The organism is Rosistilla oblonga (genome assembly GCF_007751715.1).
Classification (GTDB): domain Bacteria; phylum Planctomycetota; class Planctomycetia; order Pirellulales; family Pirellulaceae; genus Rosistilla; species Rosistilla oblonga.
The window spans coordinates 7,053,264-7,076,773 of record NZ_CP036292.1; the positions used below are offsets into that span (position 1 = coordinate 7,053,264).

Below are 23,510 nucleotides of genomic sequence, written 5' to 3' on the forward strand. Positions count from 1 at the left end.
AAAGATAGAATAGGTCGCCTGTAAGGCGAGGAAGCACGTCTAACCATTTTCCACAGAAGTGGGGATAGACAACCGAGACAAAACCAAACGTACACCACGCTTTGCGAGGCATCACGGGTCGCGACCTGAAAGAGGAGCCATGATCACTAGTTTGAGGAATGCTGGATCGCTTCATCGAGTTGATACGTTTTGGAGATTGCAGGCGGTCAGGTTTGCGATCGCGACCCTGGTGACCGCAGTGTTAACCGCAAGCGATTGCTGCGCCGAAACCGACGAACCCTCCATAATTTCGAAGATTCCTGCCGGCAAACTTATAACTGCCGACGGACTTCAAGACTGGACAAACACTGTCCTCGTCGCGACACCCAAAGTTACTGGTGGGGAAGTCGATAAAGTCTCGGAAATGGTGCTGCGTTATGCGGCGATGTTCACGACGGTGATCGCTGTGGATGTTCAAAAGGTCCAGGGAGAACATCGACTGCAGCGGATCGGGCTCGGGATCGCTGTTGCCGATGGAGACAATTTCCGGATCGTCAGCGCTCGCGATGGTTCGGCGGGACTGGGGATGATCGGAACGCAGGTGTTGCAAGCTGCCGAGCAGTCGTTAGACCGCGTGACGGTTGCACTGCGATTGGCGACGGCGATCACGATCGATTCCCCCGCGGTGGTGGCAGTCGGCGGCCAGCATGAAAAGGTAGTCGCGAGGCACCTGATTTGGGCACAACCGAAGTCGGGTTCGGTCAGTTCGGCCGTCTGGTTCATCCGGGGCGGCGAGTCGCCCGAAGTGGTCGATGGGCAGGGGATGTTTTTGCCCGAAAACTTCCGCGAGACGCGACACTTACATGTCGACGTCGGCGAATTTTTCCTGGGCATCCCCGGTCCCAAAGCCTTTGCGATGCAAGGCTTGCCGCCGGGGAAGCCGTTTCCGTTGGCCGCGTCACACGCCGCAGCAGCTTGTGCGACGCCGCTGACGATCGACGACTTCAAGTCGCTGGCTCACTATCTGACGGCGGCGGCCAGTCGTCAGTAGACGGGGCCGGCGCGGAGTTCAATGCGTTGCTGGCATTACTTCAGCTGTTGCAAGGCAGCGACGACCTTTCCGGTATCGAGTCGTTCGCGGTAGTTCGGGTCGCTGTGAGCGAACACGATTTTGCCGCTTTTGTCCACGATATAGACCGCGGGTACGGGGAGTCCGTGGTGCTTGAATCCGGAGGCCTTCTCGAGGTCGATTCCAAATCCTTTGTAGCGTTCCAAGGTTGGCGCATCGACTTCGAATGCCAGCCCAAACGCTTTGGTTGCCGCCAGGTCGGAGTCCGAAAGGATTGGAAACGGAATCGAATTCTTGGCGACGTTCGCTTGCGAGTGCTGGGGATCATCGGGGCTGATGCCGACCAGTTCGGCTCCCAGTTGTTTGATCGCAGGATAGGCCTTGATCAAAGTTTGCGTGTGCCGGGTGCAGATCGGGCACCAACCGCCGCGGAAGAAGACAAGGACAACGGGCTTGTCTTGGTGCAGCGAAGCGATGCTGACCGGTTTGCCATCGACCGATTTGACAGCAACATCGGGCAGCGCCGCGCCAACCTCTAAAGGCTTCGTCTGGGTCGCGTCGCTAGCAATCGCAGCATCATCGGCTGTCGCCAATGCCGAACAGGACAGGATCGCGGCCAGCCCGAGGCTCAAACGCAGGGACAACAATTTTTTCAGCGACATCGAAATACTCTCCAGAGAAATGTTTGACACGTAAACGTTGTTCCATGGTAGACGTGCCGTCCAGCCAGCCCACCCCCCTGTTGGGTTGTCGCGACAATAGATCGAATACCAGTGGGGTGTCAGTCAGTGCATTTGAAGATGCTGGAAGAAAGACGCTGCCCGACGGGCGACATAGCTAATGCCGGTGGCGTCAGTCACCGGTAGGCGAGCGGGCTGATAGAGAAGAAAAAGCCCGGAGGGTGGCACAGGGACCGGAAAGCTTGTGTCGCCCTCCGGGCTTGGTGCGGCTTGCGGTCCGAGGTCCGGTGCCTCACGGCACCGGCAGTTCGTGTGCCGCCCTCCGGGCTGAGCAGGGGAGCGCCGTCCATCTGACGCCCTCCGAGCTTGTGCGGCTTGCGGTCCGGGGACCGGTGCCTGACGGAACTGGCAGTTCGTGTGCAGCCCTCTGGGCTGAGCAGCCGGGCACCGTTCATCTGTGTTGCCCTGCGGGCTTTTCAGCGGAGCGCTGGTTGCAGATGTCCGGTGAAAAAACCGCTCCGTGGCTGAGCTGGCTTATGCGGCGCCGGGCATCGCGCGGCCTTCTAATTGATAGACGTAGCGGAGGACTTCGGCGACGGCTTGGTACTGTTCCGAGGGCACCGGGTGGCCAACTTCGACGTTTTTGTACAACGCTTGAGCTAGCGGTTTGCGTTCGACGATCGCGATCCCGTGCTCGAGTCCGATGCGGCGGATCTTCTGCGCCAACAGACCGGCTCCTTTTGCAGAGACGATCGGGGCGGCCATCGTTTGCGGATCGTATTTGATCGCGATCGCCAGTTCGGTCGGGTTGGTGACGATCACGTCGGAATTGGGAACATCCGACTGCATCCGCTGCATCGCCAGTTGGCGTTGCACCTGGCGTCGGCGGGCGATGACCTGCGGATCGCCTTGAGACTCTTTCATCTCATCGCGCATCTCTTGCTCGGTCATCATCAAGTCCTGCTCGTGCTTCCACCATTGAAAGGCGAAATCGAAAGCGGCCAGAACAAACAATGCTCCGCCGATCCAAAGGCAGGTGAAAAAGGTGGCGTCGAAGATCACTTTGGCAACCGCGGCGACGCCGAATTGACTAACAGCCAACACCGCTTCGTACCAATGATAAAGACAGATAGCCGCGACGACCGAGATCACGGCGAGCTTAAAGATGCCAAAGCCCAGACGCATGAAGTTGGGGAGGGCCAGCAGACGCTTGATCCCTTGCATCGGGCTGATGTTGCTGAACTTGGGCATCAGTTTATCGGGCAACAACATCGGGCCGGTCTGCAAGATGTTGACGAGGATCGCGCAGATGAACATGCAGACCATGATCGGCCCGACGGCCATCAAGGTGAAGTAGCCGGTTTGGGTCAGCAAGCTGCTGGCACTTTCGATAGTAAACGCTTCGACTTCCGAATCGGCTAGCGATTTGGCTAACACCTCCGCAACATCGGCCACCATCGGTCGCCCGAAATATCCGATCACCGCCAGCGCGGCCAACAGCAGAGCCGCCGAAGCCAGGTCTTGGCTGCGGACGACTTGTCCCTGTTCGCGGGCTTTCTGTCGCCGGCTCTCACTGGCTGAAAACCTCTTTTCGCCGTCCTGGTCCGCCATCGCGTCTGACGCGTCCTTTCAAAAACTGTTGCAGTGGAAACTAAATCAAAACTCAAATCCGTCGACGTGTCAGCCGACTCGATCAGTCCGGCTTGGCCGACGCCAACAGGTCGCCAAGCCGTTCGAAGACCGCAAGCAACTCGGTCTCGAACAACAGTCCGCACGACCCCAGCGCGATCGCAGAGATCGCCATCATTGCGATCGCGTTGACATTCAAACCGACGGCAAGAATGTTCAATTGCGGCAGCGTGCGGCTGAGCAAACCGGTGATCAGATTCGACAGCAGCAGACCGGTCACGACGGGAGCTCCCGCGCGAACGCCGGTCGCCATCCCTTGGGTCAACTCATACGTCAGCAACTGGATCCAACCGATCTCGACTCGAACCTGCCCCGGCGGAATCGTGGTAAAGCTGTTGACCAAAGCGTCGAACATCATGTGCTGACCTCCGACGGACATCAAGATCACCGTTACCATCATCCCGATCATGTTGCCCAGGATCGGCATCGCCGCTTTGGTCTGCGGATCGGTGCCAGCCCCCAATTGCATACCGGCGGTCGAACTGATCAGTTCGCCAGCCAATTGGATTCCGGTGATCAACAATTGAACCACCAGCCCGATAAACAGACCGACGATCGCTTCGCGGCCGATCGCGATCGTGAGGTCGGTGATACTGTTGACTGGCGGAACGGGCAGATCGCCCAACAGCGGCAACAGCATCGCCGTCAGCGCCAACACCAAGAAGGCTTTCACTCGCCGCGGCACTCCCGCACCGATACCGGGCATCCCCATCAGCATCAAGCTCAGGCGCGTTAGCACGAGCATGAACAGCAGCAGTTGGTTTTGGCCGATTTCTGTCAGCAAATCCATCGGGCGAGCCTTTGATAATCCTTGGGAACGGCAGCGGTCGCTATGGGCCGATCTGACCGGCGCTGATGTACAATTCCCTCGCGAATTCGACCATCCGTTGGATCATCCAAGGCATGCAGACGATCATCGTGGTCGCCATCGCCAAGATCTTGGGAACAAACGAAACGGTTTGATCCTGAATCTGCGTCAACGCTTGCACCAACCCAATGATCAATCCGGCAGCCATCCCCATGAACAGCAGCGGCGAGGCGATGATCACCGCTTGCAGCAAGGCTTCGCGAACAAAATCGGCGGCGGAGTTTGCGTCCATGTCTCTTCCTGTGATGTCTTTCCGTTGGGGCTTTCGCCCGATGTCGCTGGCTGGCTGGGTGTGTGTCGTCGTGGTGGGTGGTCGCGTCGTCAACCAGGGATCGTGCCGAAACTGTCGAGTAACATTTGCACGACCAGACGCCAGCCGTCGACCAGAACAAACAGCAATAACTTAAAGGGCAGCGAGATCACTCCCGGCGGCAGCATCAACATACCCATCGAAATCGTGACGCTGGCGACGACGATGTCGAGGATTAAGAAGGGGAGATAGATCTTGAAGCCCATCAAAAACGCGACCTTCAATTCGCTGAGCATATAGGCCGGCAGCAACACGCGGATCGGCACATCGGCCATCTCCGTTGGGGGCGGTCCGTCGACGTAGCGGAAGAAGAGATGGACGTCGTCGTAATTCCCGGCCGCCGCGATCTGGCGGCTCATGAATTCACAGATCGGCGCCTTGCCGATATTCCACGCATCTTCAAGGCTCATCTCGACCGCAGGGTCGGTGTAGGGCTGGATCGCGTCTTTGTAGACCTGATGCCAAATCGGTCCCATCACAAACAGCGTCATGAACATCGCGATGCTGGTCATGACTTGGCTGGGAGGCAATTGTTGCAACCCCATCGCTTGTTTCAACAATCCAAACACGACGATGATCCGCACGTAGCAGGTGGTCATCAACAGGATCGCTGGGGCCAGGCTGAGGACTGTCAGCAACAGCATGATCTGCAGACTGCTGCTGAGCCCCTCGGGACTGGTCCAATGCTCGGGGCCCTGGCGGACAAAGTCCATCGGATCGTCTAACCGAATCGGCGTCTGCGTGATCACTTCCTGCGCGCACAAGTCGGCGGTGCTGATCGTCGCAGCAACGCAGCCGAGCAATACAGTGGTGATCCAACCTCGTCGCATCCGTGCACACCGCTTGGAGAGGAAACCGTCCTTAGGTTGGCTGAGGGTAGAAAACCAGGGCGTTCAGCGGAAGAGAAGTTAGGAAAAATCGAAACTTTGATTCAAGTTCGGGGCGTGCTAGCAACGCGGTTAATCTTTGTCGATTTTGGCGACTATCGCAGCCGAAGAAAAGGAAGTCATGGATGTCCGATTCCATAGTCGACGAATTGATGTGTAGCTAAACAAGGGTTCGCTGCTAGCGGATTAAATCAATCGATAGCATGCTCGGCCAAAGCACCTTCTGCAGGTCGCAGCCTTGCCACCCCCGATCCATGCGAACCAGACCGCACACCTCCCGCATTGCCCCTGTAAAAACTGGACGAGGAATCTCATGAAGAATCGATCGGCGACCCGTTTCGCAATCCATTGCATTCTGTTTGGAAGTGTTTCGCTCTGCACGCTGAGCAACCTCGATGGGGATGAAAGCGTTCTGATCCCATCGGGCGATTTCCCGGCGATCTTTGCTCCGACAAGCGAGCCAGAATCGCCTGAAAATCTTCCCGCCGTGGCGGAACCAGAGGCGATCACGCCCTACGTCGCTCAGCGATTCCAGGAAACAAACAACCAACTAACCATCAATCCAAGCGTCCCCGTAGCCGAAGATGCTAGCGATGGCGAAATCGTTCGCGAGCGATACGACGACGGATCGGTCCGAGTCGAACGGAGCGTGATGCAGGACGAACACGGCAACTTCGTCAACAACGGCACCTTCCGGATGTACAATCCCGCCGGCAGCCCGATCGCCGAAGGGCACTTCCAGATGGGCAACCGACACGGCGAATGGCGGCGTGTTTACGCAACCGCCGACGCTAGCTTATTAAGCGCTTACCCGTACAACGAATTCGAAGCCCCGTTTGTCTCCAAGGCGACCTTCGCTCACGGGCAACTGCACGGCAGTTGGATCATCAGCGACGCCGATGGCAAGATCGTCAGCGAGATTCCGTTTCGCAATGGGCTGCGGCACGGCCAAGCCGTCTGGCATCATCCCGGTGGCGAGCGGATGTATATCGCCAACTACCGCGACGGAATGCTCGAAGGGGTGATGGCCGAATACGACGACGCCGGCGCCGAACTAACAAGCTACACATTCCAGGATGGGCGGCGAGTCGAACGCGAAATCGAACGCTACAAGAGCCAACAACCGAAAGCCGACATCCGCTACCTTTCGGCTCAACAGACACTGAAACAACGCGACGATTGGTGGAATGCCAAGCCGGCGGTCTACGAGACTTCGGGCAAGCGTTTGAAACATGGCGGCTTTGTCGAATATCACCCCAACGGCCAGAAGAAGTCGACGGGAACGTATGCCGAGGGGCGTTTGACCGGCGAATTTTCCAGCTGGTATGAAAACGGCCAACGCGAAACCCAAGGCTTCTACCAAGACGGAGCCCCTTCGGGTGCATGGGCCTGGTGGCATGCCAACGGGATGCGTCGCGCCGAGGGAAGTTACGCCAACGGAGCTCCCGAAGGGCAATGGACCAGTTGGACGCCCGATGGCAAAGTTGCCAAACGGCAGAACTACAGCGAAGCCAACCAATCGGACATCGCGAGAAATCGCACGCCAGCACCAACTCCGAAGCGGCCTAGCTCTGCTAGCAACCAGCGTCGGGTGCAGCGTTAGCGGACCGAGACCACGGACCTACGACGCGCTGTGACTGAACAGACTGCGTCGCGGGGCCGACTGGGAATCGAGAAACCCACTGGCGGTCTTACCATCGCCGGCATCTTTCATCGCTTCGGCAAAGGTCGCTCGGGCCTTGCCGGTGGCGCGAGCCAGCAGGTCGTTGACTTCGCCCGGTTCGGTGAATTCGGTCAACGTCGTGACGCCGGTCTGCGTCAACGCGACCAACAACACGCGATCGCCGCACTTCACCAAAGCCGCTTGGTGGCGGGGATCGATCTGCGATGTGCCGAGCACCGAAAACAGCTCTTTATCGAGCGCTCCGCCTTGGCGTCCGGATGTCTTGCGAGACAGCCAGACGAATCCACAGAACAAGCCAAGCACAATCGCCAGGCTGCTAATCACGGTGAACATCGGTCCGGTAGAGGCTTTATCTTCGGGGGCGGTCGGATCGGCGCTACTGCCTGCCGGAGGCAACGGGATCGAGGTCCGCGCCGCCGCTTCCCGAGGTTCCGCGGCCGCCGGTTCGTTCAGCGGTTGGATCGAATAACTTGGATTCGAAACCACGCGTGGCAAAGGCTCTTGCGCCGCAACGGGCAGCATTCCGAGTAGTGTCAGCAGCAGCAAAGCGGTGTATCGCAACATCGTTCAGGCGTTGCCTCCGCTGACCAGTTCGGTGACCCGAACGCAGAAACTTTCGTTCAGCACCAAGACTTCGCCGCGCGCGACCAGGCGATCGTTGACAAACACATCGACTGGATCGCCGGCCAAGCGGTCCAATGCAACAACCGATCCGCTGCGCAGCTGCAGCACATCTTCGAGTCGCATGTGGGTGCGGCCAAGTTCGATCCGCAGATCGAGATCGACATCGCTGAGGATATTCAGCGAAACGAGATCGTCGGTCCCCGCTTCGCTTTGCAGTTCGTCCAGCGGAAAAGGTTGGGGATTGGCCGCGGTCGGTGCCGCCGGTCCATCGGCAGCCGCTAGATCGGCCTGTGCCTGATCGAGCAACTGCTCCATTCCGGCAGTCGACCGGGCATCGTCGCCCCCGCCAGAATCGGTCGACGGCGGCGGGTTCTGAGTCTGCGATCCATCATCTGACATCGAACGGCCTTCGCTAGGTTGCTATCATTCTTCGCGAACTTTGTATTGCTTGAAACCGACCGACAGCAGGATCGGTTCTTCCAGCAGGGCATTACATGTCGTCAAAATACGCCGTTCGATCAAGCCCAATTGATTGTCCTGCAGTTCCTCCAGCCGCGAATTCCGCACGACCATTCGGATCCCGTGCTGCAGCCGGCCCTCCTTTTCCTCAAATTCCTTGGTCATCATCTCTTTGTTCTTCTGACGCAACGTCCCAAACAAACGGAATTCGACCGCGTACTGCCGCTCGGTTCCCAGCGGAGAAAAGGTTTCGCCAAACGACCCCAGCTGGAATTCGATCACCTTCTTTTCGTCGTCTTCCTTTTTGATCTCGACTTCGCTTTCGTTTTGGACCTCTTCGATCAGCTGCGATTCGGCCATCGCGGCCACTTCATCAGCCGACGGGACCATGAAGAAGAACAGCAGCGTCTCGACGATCACAACCGCGGAAACAAACCCGACGATCATCAGCTTCTTGCTTTTGGGAGCCGCAGGCGGTGTCTCTTCGCCTTCGACGTTTTCGTTGTTGTCTGCCATCGTTATTGCCTCTCCTGTCCGGATTCAGGAATGATGTTCTTTTGACGTTCGACGTTGGTTCCAATCAGATCGGAAACCGTCTCGTCCAACAGGAAGACTTCGACCCGCGGGTTCTGCTGCTGCTTTGCCGGGTCGGCAGCGACGCTCATCGGTTCGCTGTCAGCCGCCGCGGCGATACGGCAGCGTCGCGGATCGATCTGGTGATGATTTACTAAATAGTCGTAGACCTGGACGGCTCGCGAATAGGCGAGATTCATCGGCTGGCGAATCGAGACAGCTTTAGCGGCCGTCCGCGCCGACGTATGCCCGCGGATCTCGATCTTCTGCGGCTTGCCTTTGAGTTCATCAGCGATCCCATCGAGAGCCGCTTTTGCGTCGGCCCCCAATTCCGCCTCTCCCTCGGGAAAGAAGACGACAGTCCCCACGGCGGTCAAACGCCCTGGACGGATGATCCGCACCGTCGGTTGTTCGCCGACGGGCGCTTTCGCTTTGACGCCGCCGTTGTGTGAATCGAGTCGCTTGGCGCGGCCCATCGTCGCGAGGACTTCGAAAGCCGTTTCGCGAGGCTTGGCTTCGCCCGGCGACATGCTTTCCATCGACCGTTCGTGACCAAATTGCTGCCGCATCGATTCGACAAGCGCCTGGTACTTATCCTCTTCCTTGATCTCGCTGAGCGATACCAACATGATAAAAAATGTCAACAGCAACGACATCATATCGCCAAACGTGACGACCCATTCTGGGATCGCTGCTGCGTCATCACCACCGCCGTCATCGTCCATTTCGAATCTATCCCGTTGACCTAAAAGGTGTCTATTCTGAGTCGCGTTGTTTTGGCGGCAGGTAGGTCCGCAGTTTCTGTTCGATCGCTCGAGGACTTTCGCCCGATTGGATCGCCAACACGCCGCGGATCGCGATCTCCATCGAGACCATTTCCTGGCGACTGATCAAACCCAACTTCTCCGCAAACGGTGAGAAGAAGACGTTGGCCACGATCGCTCCGTAAAGCGTGGTGATCAACGCGACCGCCATACCGGCACCAATGCTCGAAGGGTCGGACATGTTGCTCAACATCATGATCAGCCCCATCAGGGTTCCGATCATTCCGTAGGCCGGTGCGAAACGTCCCAGTTGATCCATCACGGCTTTGCCATCTTTATGGCGAATCGCGATCGCGCTGACCTCGGTTCGCAACACCTCTTCGACACCTTCGGGAGTGCTGCCATCGACAGCCATCTGCAAACCGGCTTTCACCAGCGGATGATCGACATCGGCGATCTTGCTCTCCAACGCCAGCAGCCCATCGCGGCGGGCCGTTTCAGCCAACTCGACGATCTGTTTGATCAACGCTTGCAGATCGGGAGCCTTATTTAAGAAGACCTTCATCGCCACCATCGGCGAACCGACCATGTTTTTCATCGGGAAACAGATCAACGCAGCCGCCACCGCACCACCGATCACAACGAGGAACGAAGGGAGGTCGATGAAGGCGCTAAACGGCGCTGAACCAAGTGCGATCGAGCCCAAGATCAGGCCCAAGGCCAAGATCACGCCGATGAGACTTGCAATATCCATAGTCGGGGGTGCCGTCTGTTCCGAATCAAAAAGGACGAATTACGCGCCGCAATGAGGAGACATTGTCGGCAGCAGTTGCTTTTGCTGTTGATAACCAATCGCTCGATCGACGACTTCATCCATCGACTCTCGCACGATGAAACGTTCCCCCGTGGTCAGGGTCACGAACGTGTCGGGGCGATTCTCGACATAACGAATCAGTTCGGCATTCAAGATGAATGCTTCCCCATCAATTCGCGTGAGCTTGATCATGGATAGTTTTGCCGATCGATGCGTCGACGCATTGTTCGCGTCGCCATGCGGAGTCACTTGGTCGATGATGCCCAAATACAACATCGAAGCCTCTGATCAACTGTAGAACACGCTGGCCCAAATGCACCGCGATCGAGAAGAATTGTCCACGATGCTGCGAAGCCAACGATCACCAGCCGACAGCAAGGCGTTGGTTTATCGTGGTTGTACCGGTCGCAGCGATCAGTCGTCCCAACCGACCACACGAATCACAATCCGTTGCACCGTGACTCAGGCGAGTCCCCAGCGGCGTCGCAAGATCCACTCGCCACTCAGCAAAGCGACAACCAGCGCGGCGGCAGCCCAATGATTCCAGATCGGGCGAGAGGGAAGTTCGCGGAGCCGGATCGTTCGCCCGGCAGGCAATTCGGCCAACAGCGATTCCGCCGCCTGTTCCGCCGTCAGCAATTTGCCGCCGCTGATCCGGCTCGCTTCATCCATCGCGATCAACGCCGCGTGTCCCTCCAGAAATTCGCTCGATGGCGATTCGATCCGCACCGCGACCGGGTCGGGCGGTTGGGCCAGCACAGGGTCGATCAACCGGATCCAATAGTCGCCCGGTGGCAGATCGTTGGCCGTCCCCCGCAGCAACTGCGGATCGCTTGTCGGATACAACGTCTCCAATCGCGGCGAATCGCCATCGCGGCCGATCGCGACACGAGCCTGTCGCGGACTCTCCGATTTGGGCAGCGTCAACTCGATCGGCAACGGTTGCCCTTCGGTAAACCGACTCCCCGAAACCTGCAGGCGAGCCGATTCGATGACGTCGGTCCGTTTGCGGCGAGCCAATTTCCGGACGACTTGCAACCAATAGCGTTCGTGGAGGTTGTGCGCCGACGATCCGCTCAGCCAACGAAACGACTCGTCGCTCAACTGCAGCCAGACCTGCCCAGCCCCAACAACTTGGCTTACAACCACCGGCAACGAAGCTGTCTGCTGAGGCGAGTCGCCGGTCGCCAGGATCACCTGTGCGGCTGGCTTGAGCTCGGCGGATCGCATCAGCCAATACAGCGGCGGCAGTTGCGACCACTGGATCCCGGCGGGCAGCGGCAGGTCGCCGGCGGCTTGCCCCAACCGCGTTCGCTCGACCACCAGCGGCCGCGATTGCGGACCGGCGGGAGCTTGCAAGCCGCGGGGATCGACCGGGATCAGATCGGCCAACGCCGATCCGTTGGGAATCGCCAACCGGTTCTCCGGGCCAGCGACAACAACCAGTCCCGTCCCGCGGGATCGCACCAGTTCGTCGATCTGACCGAGCATCAATTCGCCCAACTGGTCGACGTCGGCATCGCATAAGATCACCACGTCCAAGGCTTCCAATTCGTCCGGCTTGACCGGTGGCAGCGCGGCCGCCGAACGATCCTGTTCGGCATAACGTGGGTCGCCATCCTGCAGCACGCTGGTCAAGCGGATCAGATTTTCCGCCGCGTTGCCTTGTCCTTGAGCCCGTTCCAACAAGTGCTTTAGAAAACGGAACTCGTAGCTCGGCTGTTGAGCGATCAGCAGCACGCCGATCGGTTCGTCGCGAACCACCAGTCGCATCGGCTTGCGATTGTTGTCGGTAAAGATTTCGCCATCGATCGGCGGCACAACCACCTGCAGATTCCAGATTCCCGGTCGATCGGCGGTGAAGGTCAGCGGAACGACGGTCCGCGTCGGCGACGTTTCCATCCGCACTTGTTGGCGAGCCAGCAGCGCATCGGAATCGCGATCGCGCAGCTCGACAGCAACCTCGCTTCCCGCTGGCGCGGTGCCACGCAGCAGCACGCGAACCTGCACTTCATCCCCCAGGAACGCCCGGTCGTCGGCAACAACTTCGTCGATCGCAAGCTCCGGCGGCGGTTGCTCCCCGCCTAAGCCGACGGTCCACAGCGGAATGTTCTGCGCCGCCAATCGATCGGCTGCGACGCGCAAACTGGCACCGTCGGTAACGATCCCGTCGGACATCAAGACGACCGCCGCCGTCGAACGACCGCGTTGGGCATTGGTCAACTGCAGCAGCCCGTCTCCCAAGCGACTCGATTGACCATCGGCTTGCAGTTCGGCGACCGAACCCATCGGGCGGATCTGTTCGCTGACCGCGTACATCTTTAAGCGATACCGTTGCTCGAGCGCCTGCACCCAATCGGGCTCGGCCAACAATCTTTGGGCGCGAGCCAACCGATTGATCCCGACGTCGCTGGCCGAGTCACCCGCGGGCAACTGCATGCTGGCCGAATCGTCGACCAGCATCAGCAGATCGGGCAGATCGGTCTCGAAAAACGAGAGCCGCCAACCGCCAAGCATCAGAAACAGCCCAGCCAAAGCGGCCAGCCGCAGCGTCGACAACACAACGGTCTTCCGCCACGCGAGCTGCTGGGCGACCAACAACCACGTCGTCCAACCGGCGATCGCCAGGAACAACACCGCCAGCCCCCACGCTGGCAGCGGCCAAGCGTGTTGCAATTCCCAGCTGATGTCGACGGCTAATATCATCCGTTGAAACGTTCCCACAGTTTGGCGTCTGGCGGATTCCAAGAGGCCGGCGATCTCGGCGAGCGATTACGCATCGGGCTTCGCTTCGGCAGCGCTGCCGGAATTGCGAACCGCCGGTTTCTTCGCCTTCTTCGGACGCCGCTCTTTCCCCGCGCTGCCGCTCCGTTCGGGATGCAATTGGGCGAGCGTTTCTTGCAGTTCGGCAAGCTTCGCCTGAGTCGCTTCGATCTCGTCGGTCAAACGCTGCGCCAATTGTTCCCGCTGGTCGAAGAACGCCTGCACGTCGTCCAGCAGCGAACCGCTGCCGCCGCCAACTTCCGGTTCGGTCGCCTCCACCTCGTCGCTCTCGCTCGGAAGGTTCTCGTCGCCGCCAGCCTCGGCTTCGTCGTCGCTCGGTTTATCTTCGTCGCTGAGTGGCGCGTCGGTTTGGTCCTCTGTGGCGGTTGCCGCGTCGGCGGCATCACTGGTCTCGGGAGCGGCGGCGGCGGTCGACGATTCGGAAGCGGATGTTGTGGAAGCGGACGCGGCATCTTCGCGTCGCGGTGATTTTTTGGGCACTTTAGAATTCAGTCCTCATGAAAGCGAATTAAGGCAAGTTGCATGCGACCAGGCAAAGCAACCCTAGGCAAGCTAAGCAAGGTATGTCAATCGTTTCTATAATTCCGTGGCGTGCGATCCCATTGCCTCTAAAAGGGTGGAAATCGCTACAACACATTCCGTGGTCGGTCCGATTATTACAAGCATCAGGTTAACACGGCAACCGATCGAAATGGAAACCCGTTGCTCCCCATCGGATTCTATTCCCCGGTGCCGCGAAACCCTGAGTTTTCACTGTCTTCAAGAGTCTTCAATGTTTGCACGCTACCGGAGGAACTACTCGATGAAATGGAATTTGTCTTTTTAATATAGTGTCGCCGCATCCACATGTTGGACCGTCTGAGTTATGCCCCTAACTCAGACGGAACCGACGGATGCGTCGACAAATGCGATTCGCCCCTTCCGAGCGAGTGGTCACCAACTTTTGGAGATCACTCGCTCTTTTCGTTGCTACAGCAACCATGGATCGCAAATCGCCCGACCGTCGGTCCGCTGTGGCGCTCGCAAACCAACTAACGCAGTCGCAACTGACGGCTGCCCCACGATTCCGCCACCAAACATCCAATCAAACAGGCCAGCACAATTTGGAACAGCGGCACCCCCGTCGTTTCCAAAGCTTGCGGTTCTGGTTTCGCTTCGACCGCCCCATCGTCGGCTCCACGCAACCGCTCCGGCAGTTGTGCGGTCTCGATCATCGCAAGGTCGCTCTCCGCCACCGGCGGATTGATGACAAACCGGCCAACCGTTTTCCCGTCGCGCTCGACTGGATAGACGCCCGCATCGCGCGATGTGGAACCATCCGTAGTGTCAGCCGCACCGGTTTCGGTCTGCGTTACCGCAACCGATTCCTGCATCAACGGGATGAAGCTGGGCCATAGAGCGATTGCATTCCAAGCTTCGCCGTCGGCGCCAGCTTGCGGATTGACGGCTGTTGCCATGACCAACAGATGAGCTCCCGACGCGAGCCGTTTGGACAATAACAGCGGATCGCCATCGCCGATGCCAAGGACTGTTTCGATACTCGAGTCTGCCGCCGGATCGATCTTCCAGTAGCGAAAGATCGGCGTCGTGATCAATCCGCTGTCGGGATGCGATTGAAACGGTTTGCTGATCCGATGGCTGTATCCTTTGGGATCGATTGGATATTGATCGACGTCGGCGAGCGATTCGATACGCCCGATCGAAAGCGGATCGCCCGGATCGCCCGATGAAAATTCTCGGTTAAACGTTTGCGGGTCGATGCCCGGGCCAAGCCACAGCATCGCGCTGTGCCCCTGCCGCAGATAAGATCGCAGCCAGCGAGCGTCCTCGCTGCGCAGCGGTCCCCAATCGCATAACACGATGAAATCGAAGCCATCCGGCGGCAATTGGCTCAGCCGCTGCGAGGCGATCTGTTGGACATCCAATTGCCCGGCCGTGCCGCTCCGCAGCGCGGTCGCGACAAACCGCGTCGCCGCCGCGTCGGCACCGATGCAAGCCACTCGCAACTGCGACCGCATCTCGACCACCAGGCGTCGGATGTTGTCGGCGTTCAAATCGTCGTCGGGAATCTTAACCGCCAGCACATGTTCCCCGGCCGGCAACGCGACCTGCCACGCGACATCGCTGCGAGCACCCGGATCGATCGCGATCCGGCGACTCTCCCGGACCACGTCGTCGACCAATAACTGAACCAACATCGGATCGCTGCCACTCTGCGGTGATCGCGCGATCCGGCTGTGGAGTTGCAGCGGTTGCTGAGCTACAAAAAATCCGGGATCGGCGTGGAAGGCGTCGATGTGCGAGTTATCGACATCGCGGTTGCCGACGTCGACGATCGCCCAACTCGCATGTGGCGAGAGTTTCGTCTGCGCAGGGACGCTTCGCCAGGAAAGAGCTTGCAGATCGGCGAAGATCGCGACCTCGACGTCGCCCGACCACAACCGATCGCTGTTGATTTCATCGATCCGCCGAGAGACGTTTTCGATCGCCAGGCCAAATGCGGTTTCGCTGTCGGTCGGTTGCAGCGACGCCAGCGTTTGCTGCATCTCGACTGGATCATAGGTGATCGTATCGACGATCCAGTCGTTTTGGGCACTTGCCTGCAGCAACAGGAACCCGTCGCCGGGGTGCGCATCGTCGCACCGCCGGGTCGCCGCAGCGATCGCGTCGGACCACCGCGTTCCGTCGTCGTGGCGCGTCTTCATCGACATCGATCCGTCAATCACTAGGATCTGCAAACGCGGCCTGCGATCGAGCGGAACGTCCGCCGAAGCATCGATCACCGGATCGGCGAGCGCGATCGCAAACAGCACGATTGCCAGCACCCGCAAGGCCAACAGCAGCCATTGCCACAGTCGAAACTTTCGCTGCGATTTCTGTTGCGCCGCGATCACAAACTGGACTGCAGCCCAGCGGATCGAACGCCGCTGGCGACGCGAAAGCAGATGCAACACGATCGGAATCGCTGCTGCGGCCGCCCACAGCAACATCCAGCTGCTTGTAAAAAGGCCTAAAAAAAGCAGCTCATTTCCCATCGTGTTGGTTGTCGAGAAGGGGGTTTCAAAGAAAATAGACTGCTTCGCAATACCACAAGCACCGGCTTGCTGGCGTCGACTCCATTTCCAATTCTCTCAAATTGCAATGAATAACACTAGCAGCTTCAAGGTATTGTTTCTGATCGCCCTGATCGGGACCGTCGTGGGATGCAAGAGCGAGCCCGCCGATCGGCCCGAGGAAACGCCAGCCGAAGCGGTCGAAAAGGCTCCCGCATCGGACGCGCCAGCCGAATCGGAAGCGACTGCCGCGATGGATGATCCCGAATCGCAGCCGGGCGTGATCGTGATGGACGCCGACCAGCTGCTAGCCAACCGCTTGCCCGCCGAACAGGCGAGCCAAGGTTGGGTGCGACTGTTCGACGGCCAAACCTTCTTTGGATGGCAGATCGCTAGCCAAGCGAACTGGCAGATCGACGATGGGGTGCTGAGTGTCGATGACGGCGAAAAGGGGCTGATCTGCACCACCACGCGTTGGCGCGATTATCAACTGTCGCTGGAATTCAAAGCCTCTCCCGAAACCAACAGCGGCGTTTTTCTGCGAACGAACCTGTTCCCAACCGATCCGACGGTCGACTGCTATGAATTGAATATCGCTTCGGTCGACAACCCCTTCCCGACCGGCAGCTTGGTGCAGCGGGAACCGAAAAGCAGCGCCGACATCGCCGCATTCGATTACGACGTGTGGCATCGATACGACATTCGCGTCGAAGGTGCGACCGTCAACGTGAAGCTCGACGGCGTGGAAATCCTCAACTTCGTCGATCCCAACCCATTGCCCGCCGGCTTGATCGGTCTGCAATACAACGGCGGCCCGGCAGCGTTTCGCGATATCCGCGTCCGACCGCTGGGACTCGATTCGTTGATCTCCGAGAAGATCGAAGACCACTGGGTCCGCTATCCCGAGATGGAAGGGGATTACCAGATGACCGACGACGGGATGCAGATCACCGGCGGTCGGGCTCAACTGGAATCGAAGGCTCAATACGACGACTTTGCCCTGCTGGCCGAAGTCCGCACCAACGCGGCAGCTTTGAATTCGGGGATCTTCTTCCGCTGCATTCCCGGCGACGTGATGATGGGATACGAATGCCAGATCTCTAACGCCACGATCGAAGGCGATCCGATGTTCCCGGCCGATTGCGGAACCGGCGGATTCTTCCGTCGCAAGGATGCTCGGATCGTTGCCGCCGACGATCAGGAATGGTTTTCGATGCTGTTGATCGCCGATGGATCGACGATGGCGACGTGGGTCAACGGACTGCAGGTCAGCGAATGGAGCGACGATCGCGCCCCCGACGCCAACCCACGCAAGGGTCAACGCCTGGAAGCCGGTACGTTGATGCTGCAAGCTCACGATCCGACGACCGATATCCACATCCGCCAACTGGCCGTCGCAACCCTCGCCGCCCCCGTCGAAGAAGCGAAGCCCGAAGCCAAAGCAGAAGTGCAACCCGAATCGACGGAAGAAGCCAAGGAAGAGCCGAAGGAAGAGGCAAAGCCTGAAGCGAAAGAAGAGCCACAGCCCGAGGCGAAAGAGGAAGCGAAAGAAGAGAAAAAGCCCGAGGTGAAGGAAGAGGCAAAACCGGAAGCCAAGGAAGAAGCGAAGCCAGAAGTCAAGGAAGAGGCGAAGCCAGAGGCGGCGGAAGAAACGCAGGAGTAGGCCGGGCGAGCGTTTTGCCGGGCGAGAGTGGCCAGGGGCGAGCGGATCGATTCAAATCGGGGGATGTCGCGACGGGCTGGACCAGCCCTTTATAATGATCGGCCCTCGATTGGTTTGACTGGATCGAGGCCATTCCTTTAACGAAAGCTCCACGATGAAAAAAATCGCCTCCCTGCTTGGAATCTGCCTACTCTCGACCACCTGTTTCGCTCAAGCGACCGCGACAACTCTGAAGCCTGTCGCTCTGCAGGCCGGCACCGCAGCGATCTCTCCCGCGAATTCGCGGATCGATTTTGTTGGCACGCACGAAGGGGACAAGCCCGATCCGCGCAAGGGTGGCTTCGGCAAGTTTACGGGCCAAGCGAAGGTCGCCGCCGATGGCTCGCTGCAATCGATCGCTTGGGAGATCGAAACCGGATCGCTGTTTACCGAGATCCCCAAGCTGACCGGACACCTGAAGAACTCCGACTTCTTCGACGTCCGCGAATATCCAAAGGCTTCGTTCCAATCGACTTCCGTCGCCGCCGGTTCGGGTGAAGGGAACTACATCGTCACCGGTGATCTGACGCTGCTGAAGGCGACGAAGTCGATCAAGATTCCCGTTTCGGTCGACGTCTCCGCCGAAGGGCTAACGCTGCACAGTAAATTCAAAATCGATCGCACGCAGTTCGGAATGAACTACGGTCAAGGCAAGGTGAGCAACGATGTCCAGATGACAGTTGCCATCGGCCAGCCGACCGAAGCGGCGGGACGCTAACGTGTTCTCGATCCAGGACATCCTCTACGGCGGGTGCTTGCCCGCCGTGGTTGCGGTGCTTTCCTTTGTTACAGCATCGCGTGTATTGCCCGAACGGGTCGGATCTCGCTACGCTTCTGCTGCCGCGTTGACGCTCGGCTTTCTCGCCGGATACGCGATGCTCGCGCTCGGGCCCTGGGCAGCGGAATCGCACTGGCACTGGCTCCCCTACGCGCTGCTGATCGCATCGGTCGCCGGACCGATCGCCGCGGCCGAGGGTGTACATGCCGTCGAACGCTGGCTGATGTTTGCGCTCATGGGCGGCGTGGTCGCCTGGTTCTTAGTCCCCGACTGGGACGATCTGCAGCCGTCGTGGGCGGTCCATGCCAGCGTCTTGGCGATCTATATCGCTTGCCTGGCCGGCGGTTTGGAATCGTTGGCTCGGCGGATCCCGGGACCTCTGTTGCCCGCAACGCTTTGGATGACGCTCAGCGCTGCCGCCGTGGCGTTGGCTCTCTCGGGCAGCCTACGTTTCGCTCAGATTGCCTTGGCCGGTGCAGCGGCGATGTTTGGACTGACGCTCCTCGCCTGGTTTCGCCCGACGAAGACGTCGTTGGTCGGCTGCGGTTTTGCTGTCGCGGTGCTGACCGCGGGGGCGTTGTTGATCGGGCGAGTCAATTCGTTCAGCGAAGTGCCTTTGGCAACGTACCTGTTGATTCCGCTGGCACCGCTGGCGTTGTTCGCCAGTCTCGCCGGACCACTCTCTCGCAGCGAAGGTTTTAAAGGCGTCGTCGTTCGATTGGCGCTGCCGATCTTGCTGCTTGGCATCGCGGTCGGCCTAGCGATCGCCGCCGAAGCCGGTTCCGAAGAGATGGACTACAGCATGCGGCAACTCCCGCAACGACTTAACGCTTCTCCGATTCAGCTCGACGCGCTTCTTTAAACAACGCCTTCAGTTCCTCGCGCGCGGCGTTCAAGAAGTTCATCGCCGGCTCGGTTTGGTAATCGGGGTAGGTCCATGGATGCACCTTCCAGCTGCCGCCGGTGAACGACATCGTGACCTCGGCAAAGATGCCGTCGCGGAGATACAGCCGATGGTCGCGGTCTTTGGTCGTGGCCAGAACAAACTTGGCCAGCGTGAGGTAGCCCGAATCGAGATTCAACGGGCGGTCTTCGGGATAGCTGTTCTGCGCCTTGAAATCGAGCTCCCATTGATTGGTCAGCAGCTTCCAATCGGCAAGCTGTTGCGGATCGCGGAGCGGTTCAAAGGCGAAGATCTGTTTCTTCAGATCGTTGCCCATCTCGGCTTGGTAATAATTGGTCATGTCGAAGGCAAACAACTCGCTCTTCAGCCGGACCTGGAACCCGGCGGCGGCAAACGTTTCGACTGACCAATCGAGCGCGTCGTCGTATCGCGTGGTGATCGCGCACAACGGCATCACGCTCTCTGGCATTCGCACAACACCCATTACTGAACCGACCTTTTCTTGGATAGAATAGACGTTTTGAAGTACCCGGTCGACGAACCCTCGCGACTTCGTTCGACCTGAAATGACACGATCCGTTTCGATCGACGCGAAGGTGCCCCGCGTGGCATCGACCGATCTGCAGCAGAACAAAGGCCTTTTTCCCGATGACCAAATCAACGCACCCTTGGCTGGCGGATCGCACGGCGGCTTTCGACAGCAGCGGCATCCGCCGCGTCTTCGATCTGGCGGCCACGCTGAAGGATCCAATTAACCTGTCGATCGGTCAACCCGACTTCGATGTCCCCGACCCGGTCAAGCAAGCCTGCATCGCTGCGATCAACTCCGGCAAAAACGCCTACTCCCAAACCCAAGGGATCGCACCGCTGCGCGATAAACTGCAATCGCAGCTGGACGCCCAATACGGGCATGCCGATCGCAAGGTCTTCGTGACCAGCGGCACCAGCGGCGGGTTGGTGCTGTCGATGTTTGCGATGGTCAATCCGGGCGACGAAGTGATCTTCTTCGATCCCTTTTTTGTGATGTATCCGCCGTTGATCAAGCTGGTCGGTGGCGTGCCGGTTCCGATCGACACCTATCCCGACTTTAAGATCGACATCCAAAAGGTCGCCGATGCGATCACGCCTCGCACCAAGATGATCCTGTTGAACAGCCCCGGTAATCCGACGGGTGTGATCGCGACCGAACAGGAGCAACGAGAGCTGGCGGCGCTGGCTGCCGAGCGTGGGATCGCATTGGTATCCGACGAGATCTACAGCCGCTTCTGTTACGCCGACCGCTTCATTTCGCCGGCCGAATTCAACGATCAAACGATCGTGATCGATGGCTTCAGCAAAAGTCACGCGATGACCGGATGGCGGGTTGGATTTGTCCACGGCCCGACCGAAGTCGTCGAGACGATGACCAAGTTGCAGCAATATTCGTTTGTCTGCGCCCCGCAGCCGGCTCAATGGGCGGCGCTCGAAGCGATCGACGTCGATGTCGACGACTACCGCCAACAATATCAAGGCAAACGCGACCGGATCATCGACGCCCTGAAAGACGACTACGAAATCGAAGTCCCGGGCGGCGCGTTTTACATCTTCCCGAAAGTCCCATGGGGAACGGGAACGACGTTTGTCGAAGCGGCAATCGCGGCGGGGCTGTTGATCATCCCCGGCGGGATCTTCAGCGGTCGCGACACCCACTTCCGAATCTCCTACGCCGCCAGCGACCAGACGATCGATCGCGGCATCGAAGTCCTTAAGCAACTTGCCCGATCGGGCCCCAAGGCGTAGAGTGCCAGCCGATCGTGGCGGCGGATGCCTCGAGTCGACAAACTGTTTAGCCAATGTTTTTGCCCGCGACTTCCGGGCTTTGTGGTAAACTTTTGTTATGACTCTCAAGCTTTCGAAAGACTTATCGGATGCGTTGCATGCTAACGGCAGCAACGGATTGGAAGTTGTCGATCCCGACAGCAACCGCATATATTTCGTCGTCGATGCTGAAATTCATCGACAGGCGATGGAGGCGTTGCGTCGTCAGCAAGACCGAGAAGCGATCGCGCTGGGGATTGCAGAGATGGAAGCCGGCGAAGGGACTTCGGTCGACGAAGCCTTCGAAGGGATTCGGGCAAATCTCAGCCTGCCGCAGCGAACCACCGCCTGATTATTCTGCCGCAGGCTCGGGCCGACGTCCAGCGAAACGCTTTGTGGTGGGCAACGCATCACTCATCGGAACAAGCCGCCCGGTGGCTCGATCCGGTCCAATCGCAATTGGAGTCGATCGCGGAGTTCCCGGAAAGCCATTAGCTCGATCGGGCCCCAAGGCGTAGCGCACCGTGGATCATCGTAAGAAGAGATGATAGACCGGGTTGGCCGTTTCGTCGGCGTAGCGGTAACCCAAGGTGTCGATGAAGTCGGCAAAGGCCTGCAGTTCTGCATCGGGAACCTGGATGCCTACCAGGATCCTGCCGTAATCGGCGCCTTGATTGCGGTAATGGAACAGGCTGATGTTCCAGCTGGGGTGCATGCTGGACAGAAAACGGACCAGCGCGCCGGGACGCTCGGGGAATTCGAAGCGGTACAGCCGCTCGTTTCCCACAAGCCGGCTGCGGCCACCGACCATGTAACGCAAGTGTTCTTTGGCCAGTTCATCATCCTTGAGGTCCAACGCGGCGAAGCCTTCGGTGGCGAGCGACTGTTGAATTTCGGGCAGTTCCCCACGGCTGCTGATCGCTAGACCGACCAACACATGGGCTTCGCGTTCATCCGAGATGCGGTAGCTGAACTCGGTGACATTCCGCTGCCCAATGGTCTGGCACAATCGCTTGAAGCTGCCGCGCTGTTCGGGAATCGTGACCGCCAGCAGTGCCTCGCGTTCTTCACCCGCTTCAGCTCGTTCGGCAACAAACCGCAGCCGGTCGAAGTTCATGTTGGCGCCACAGGTGATCGCCACCAGACTTTCGCCTTGTAGGCCGTGCTGCGCGATGTACTGCTTCATTCCGGCGATCCCCATCGCCCCAGCCGGTTCCAAGATGCTGCGGGTATCTTCAAAGGCATCTTTGATGGCTGCACAGACCGCGTCGGTATCGACGGACACAAAACCATCGACCAATTCCCGCGTCAATCGGAACGTTTCGGTTCCAACAACTTTAACCGCCGTGCCGTCTGAAAAGAGTCCCACGTCGTGCAGCGGGACGACGCTGCCGGCATCGATCGATTGGATCATCGCATCGGAATCACCCATCTGAACGCCGATGACTTTGATCTCGGGGCGAACCGCTTTGATATAGGCAGCGACGCCCGAGATCAGCCCGCCACCGCCGATCGCCACAAACACGGCATGGATCGGATGCTGATGCTGACGCAGGATTTCCATCCCGATCGTTCCCTGACCCGCGATCACATCGGGGTCATCAAACGGATGCACAAAGACATATCCATGTTGCTGTTCGAGCTCCAGAGCGTGCAAATACGCGTCGGAATAACTGTCCCCATGCAGGACGATCTGGGCACCCAAGTCGCGGACGGCGTCGGACTTCAATTTCGGTGTTGTCACCGGCATCACGACGACAGCTTGGCAGCCTAGCTGGCGGGCGCTGAGCGCAACGCCTTGCGCATGGTTTCCCGCCGAAGCACAAACCACGCCGCGAGCCAGTTCCGCCGAAGAGAGTCGCGACATTTTGTTGTACGCGCCACGCAATTTGAAACTGTGGACCGGCTGTGTATCCTCGCGTTTCAGCCAGACCTGGTTGCCGAGCCGCGCGGACAATTTGTTCGCTCGTTCCAATGGCGATTCGATCGCGACATCGTAGACCCGGGCGTTGAGTATCCGTTGCAAGTATCCCAACAAGCGTTTATCCGTCATTGGCTCTCTCAATTCACATCGCTTCCGTTGACTCGATCC

At 58.9% G+C, this 23,510-nt stretch carries 23 protein-coding genes; 7 read left to right on the forward strand and 16 right to left on the reverse strand.

The window, feature by feature from the left end:
* Positions 1-403: 403 nt before the first annotated feature.
* Positions 404-1,030 carry a hypothetical protein gene (locus tag CA51_RS24895; protein WP_145123809.1) on the forward strand — a complete coding sequence of 209 codons (627 nt, stop codon included), beginning with the start codon at positions 404-406 and terminating at the stop codon, positions 1,028-1,030.
* Positions 1,031-1,065: 35 nt separating this feature from the next.
* On the opposite strand, the gene CA51_RS24900 is transcribed toward CA51_RS24895, so the two are convergent.
* The 5 genes from CA51_RS24900 to fliP form a co-directional block, all read right to left on the reverse strand.
* The gene (locus CA51_RS24900; RefSeq protein ID WP_145123810.1) at positions 1,066-1,710 is read right to left on the reverse strand and encodes a peroxiredoxin-like family protein; all 645 of its coding nucleotides are present in this window, start codon (positions 1,708-1,710) and stop codon (positions 1,066-1,068) included.
* 552 nt (positions 1,711-2,262) lie between these two features.
* Entirely contained in the window at positions 2,263-3,339 is a 1,077-nt protein-coding gene (locus tag CA51_RS24905; RefSeq protein ID WP_145123811.1) for an EscU/YscU/HrcU family type III secretion system export apparatus switch protein, read from the reverse strand.
* Between the two features lie 82 nt (positions 3,340-3,421).
* Positions 3,422-4,207 carry a flagellar biosynthetic protein FliR gene (locus CA51_RS24910; RefSeq protein ID WP_145123812.1) on the reverse strand — a complete coding sequence of 262 codons (786 nt, stop codon included), beginning with the start codon at positions 4,205-4,207 and terminating at the stop codon, positions 3,422-3,424.
* A 40-nt stretch (positions 4,208-4,247) separates the two neighbouring features.
* Complete coding sequence (locus tag CA51_RS24915) at positions 4,248-4,517, reverse strand: flagellar biosynthetic protein FliQ (protein ID WP_145123813.1); 270 nt, start codon at positions 4,515-4,517, stop codon at positions 4,248-4,250.
* Positions 4,518-4,606: 89 nt separating this feature from the next.
* On the reverse strand, positions 4,607-5,425 hold the full coding sequence (gene fliP, locus CA51_RS24920) for a flagellar type III secretion system pore protein FliP (RefSeq protein WP_145123814.1): 819 nt from the start codon (positions 5,423-5,425) through the stop codon (positions 4,607-4,609).
* 370 nt (positions 5,426-5,795) lie between these two features.
* Here fliP and CA51_RS24925 point away from each other — a divergent pair, with 370 nt between their 5' ends.
* On the forward strand, positions 5,796-7,085 hold the full coding sequence (locus CA51_RS24925; RefSeq protein WP_145123815.1) for a toxin-antitoxin system YwqK family antitoxin: 1,290 nt from the start codon (positions 5,796-5,798) through the stop codon (positions 7,083-7,085).
* A gap of 18 nt (positions 7,086-7,103) precedes the next feature.
* On the opposite strand, the gene CA51_RS24930 is transcribed toward CA51_RS24925, so the two are convergent.
* From CA51_RS24930 to CA51_RS24970, 9 genes are all read right to left on the reverse strand, one after another.
* A complete protein-coding gene (locus tag CA51_RS24930) occupies positions 7,104-7,730 on the reverse strand; it encodes a FliO/MopB family protein (RefSeq protein WP_145123816.1) in 627 nt (208 codons plus the stop codon).
* A 3-nt stretch (positions 7,731-7,733) separates the two neighbouring features.
* On the reverse strand, positions 7,734-8,189 hold the full coding sequence (gene fliN, locus CA51_RS24935; protein WP_231745886.1) for a flagellar motor switch protein FliN: 456 nt from the start codon (positions 8,187-8,189) through the stop codon (positions 7,734-7,736).
* Positions 8,190-8,213: 24 nt separating this feature from the next.
* On the reverse strand, positions 8,214-8,765 hold the full coding sequence (locus tag CA51_RS24940) for a dihydrolipoamide acetyltransferase (RefSeq protein ID WP_145123817.1): 552 nt from the start codon (positions 8,763-8,765) through the stop codon (positions 8,214-8,216).
* A gap of 2 nt (positions 8,766-8,767) precedes the next feature.
* Entirely contained in the window at positions 8,768-9,547 is a 780-nt protein-coding gene (locus tag CA51_RS24945; RefSeq protein WP_145123818.1) for an OmpA/MotB family protein, read from the reverse strand.
* Between the two features lie 31 nt (positions 9,548-9,578).
* A complete protein-coding gene (locus CA51_RS24950) occupies positions 9,579-10,340 on the reverse strand; it encodes a motility protein A (protein WP_145123819.1) in 762 nt (253 codons plus the stop codon).
* 39 nt (positions 10,341-10,379) lie between these two features.
* On the reverse strand, positions 10,380-10,676 hold the full coding sequence (locus CA51_RS24955; RefSeq protein ID WP_231745887.1) for a flagellar FlbD family protein: 297 nt from the start codon (positions 10,674-10,676) through the stop codon (positions 10,380-10,382).
* A gap of 186 nt (positions 10,677-10,862) precedes the next feature.
* A complete protein-coding gene (locus tag CA51_RS24960) occupies positions 10,863-13,106 on the reverse strand; it encodes a vWA domain-containing protein (protein ID WP_145123820.1) in 2,244 nt (747 codons plus the stop codon).
* Positions 13,107-13,172: 66 nt separating this feature from the next.
* Positions 13,173-13,664, reverse strand: coding sequence for a hypothetical protein (locus tag CA51_RS24965; RefSeq protein ID WP_145123821.1), 492 nt, complete (start codon positions 13,662-13,664; stop codon positions 13,173-13,175).
* 551 nt (positions 13,665-14,215) lie between these two features.
* On the reverse strand, positions 14,216-16,219 hold the full coding sequence (locus CA51_RS24970) for a BatA domain-containing protein (RefSeq protein ID WP_145123822.1): 2,004 nt from the start codon (positions 16,217-16,219) through the stop codon (positions 14,216-14,218).
* Positions 16,220-16,325: 106 nt separating this feature from the next.
* On the opposite strand from CA51_RS24970, the gene CA51_RS24975 reads away from it, so the two are divergent.
* The 3 genes from CA51_RS24975 to CA51_RS24985 all read left to right on the forward strand — a co-directional run bounded on the left by CA51_RS24975 (position 16,326) and on the right by CA51_RS24985 (position 19,579).
* Positions 16,326-17,900 (forward strand): 3-keto-disaccharide hydrolase, encoded by a 1,575-nt coding sequence (locus CA51_RS24975; RefSeq protein ID WP_145123823.1) that lies wholly within the window; start codon positions 16,326-16,328, stop codon positions 17,898-17,900.
* 154 nt (positions 17,901-18,054) lie between these two features.
* On the forward strand, positions 18,055-18,657 hold the full coding sequence (locus tag CA51_RS24980) for a YceI family protein (RefSeq protein ID WP_145123824.1): 603 nt from the start codon (positions 18,055-18,057) through the stop codon (positions 18,655-18,657).
* 1 nt (position 18,658) lies between these two features.
* Positions 18,659-19,579 (forward strand): hypothetical protein, encoded by a 921-nt coding sequence (locus CA51_RS24985; RefSeq protein ID WP_145123825.1) that lies wholly within the window; start codon positions 18,659-18,661, stop codon positions 19,577-19,579.
* Here CA51_RS24985 and CA51_RS24990 read toward each other — a convergent pair.
* Complete coding sequence (locus tag CA51_RS24990) at positions 19,542-20,105, reverse strand: DUF4416 family protein (RefSeq protein WP_145123826.1); 564 nt, start codon at positions 20,103-20,105, stop codon at positions 19,542-19,544. The genes CA51_RS24985 and CA51_RS24990 overlap by 38 nt on opposite strands.
* Before the next feature lie 164 nt (positions 20,106-20,269).
* Here CA51_RS24990 and CA51_RS24995 point away from each other — a divergent pair, with 164 nt between their 5' ends.
* Together CA51_RS24995 and CA51_RS25000 are read left to right on the forward strand one after the other, a co-directional pair.
* The gene (locus CA51_RS24995; RefSeq protein WP_145123827.1) at positions 20,270-21,400 is read left to right on the forward strand and encodes a pyridoxal phosphate-dependent aminotransferase; all 1,131 of its coding nucleotides are present in this window, start codon (positions 20,270-20,272) and stop codon (positions 21,398-21,400) included.
* A 97-nt stretch (positions 21,401-21,497) separates the two neighbouring features.
* Complete coding sequence (locus CA51_RS25000) at positions 21,498-21,770, forward strand: hypothetical protein (RefSeq protein ID WP_145123828.1); 273 nt, start codon at positions 21,498-21,500, stop codon at positions 21,768-21,770.
* Between the two features lie 177 nt (positions 21,771-21,947).
* Here the strand turns inward: CA51_RS25000 and ilvA are convergent, their stop codons facing one another.
* Entirely contained in the window at positions 21,948-23,471 is a 1,524-nt protein-coding gene (gene ilvA, locus CA51_RS25005; protein WP_145123829.1) for a threonine ammonia-lyase, biosynthetic, read from the reverse strand.
* Positions 23,472-23,510 lie beyond the last annotated feature (39 nt).

Excerpts from the sequence above, each read along its gene's own strand:
- CA51_RS24895 (WP_145123809.1), top strand. The coding sequence starts at position 404 with ATGGTGCTGCGTTATGCGGCGATGTTCACGACGGTGATCGCTGTGGAT.
- CA51_RS24900 (WP_145123810.1), bottom strand. The coding sequence starts at position 1,710 with ATGTCGCTGAAAAAATTGTTGTCCCTGCGTTTGAGCCTCGGGCTGGCC.
- CA51_RS24905 (WP_145123811.1), bottom strand. The coding sequence starts at position 3,339 with ATGGCGGACCAGGACGGCGAAAAGAGGTTTTCAGCCAGTGAGAGCCGG.
- CA51_RS24910 (WP_145123812.1), bottom strand. The coding sequence starts at position 4,207 with ATGGATTTGCTGACAGAAATCGGCCAAAACCAACTGCTGCTGTTCATG.
- CA51_RS24915 (WP_145123813.1), bottom strand. The coding sequence starts at position 4,517 with ATGGACGCAAACTCCGCCGCCGATTTTGTTCGCGAAGCCTTGCTGCAA.
- fliP (WP_145123814.1), bottom strand. The coding sequence starts at position 5,425 with ATGCGACGAGGTTGGATCACCACTGTATTGCTCGGCTGCGTTGCTGCG.
- CA51_RS24925 (WP_145123815.1), top strand. The coding sequence starts at position 5,796 with ATGAAGAATCGATCGGCGACCCGTTTCGCAATCCATTGCATTCTGTTT.
- CA51_RS24930 (WP_145123816.1), bottom strand. The coding sequence starts at position 7,730 with ATGTTGCGATACACCGCTTTGCTGCTGCTGACACTACTCGGAATGCTG.
- fliN (WP_231745886.1), bottom strand. The coding sequence starts at position 8,189 with ATGTCAGATGATGGATCGCAGACTCAGAACCCGCCGCCGTCGACCGAT.
- CA51_RS24940 (WP_145123817.1), bottom strand. The coding sequence starts at position 8,765 with ATGGCAGACAACAACGAAAACGTCGAAGGCGAAGAGACACCGCCTGCG.
- CA51_RS24945 (WP_145123818.1), bottom strand. The coding sequence starts at position 9,547 with ATGGACGATGACGGCGGTGGTGATGACGCAGCAGCGATCCCAGAATGG.
- CA51_RS24950 (WP_145123819.1), bottom strand. The coding sequence starts at position 10,340 with ATGGATATTGCAAGTCTCATCGGCGTGATCTTGGCCTTGGGCCTGATC.
- CA51_RS24955 (WP_231745887.1), bottom strand. The coding sequence starts at position 10,676 with ATGTTGTATTTGGGCATCATCGACCAAGTGACTCCGCATGGCGACGCG.
- CA51_RS24960 (WP_145123820.1), bottom strand. The coding sequence starts at position 13,106 with ATGATATTAGCCGTCGACATCAGCTGGGAATTGCAACACGCTTGGCCG.
- CA51_RS24970 (WP_145123822.1), bottom strand. The coding sequence starts at position 16,219 with ATGGGAAATGAGCTGCTTTTTTTAGGCCTTTTTACAAGCAGCTGGATG.
- CA51_RS24975 (WP_145123823.1), top strand. The coding sequence starts at position 16,326 with ATGAATAACACTAGCAGCTTCAAGGTATTGTTTCTGATCGCCCTGATC.
- CA51_RS24980 (WP_145123824.1), top strand. The coding sequence starts at position 18,055 with ATGAAAAAAATCGCCTCCCTGCTTGGAATCTGCCTACTCTCGACCACC.
- CA51_RS24990 (WP_145123826.1), bottom strand. The coding sequence starts at position 20,105 with ATGGGTGTTGTGCGAATGCCAGAGAGCGTGATGCCGTTGTGCGCGATC.
- CA51_RS24995 (WP_145123827.1), top strand. The coding sequence starts at position 20,270 with ATGACCAAATCAACGCACCCTTGGCTGGCGGATCGCACGGCGGCTTTC.
- CA51_RS25000 (WP_145123828.1), top strand. The coding sequence starts at position 21,498 with ATGACTCTCAAGCTTTCGAAAGACTTATCGGATGCGTTGCATGCTAAC.
- ilvA (WP_145123829.1), bottom strand. The coding sequence starts at position 23,471 with ATGACGGATAAACGCTTGTTGGGATACTTGCAACGGATACTCAACGCC.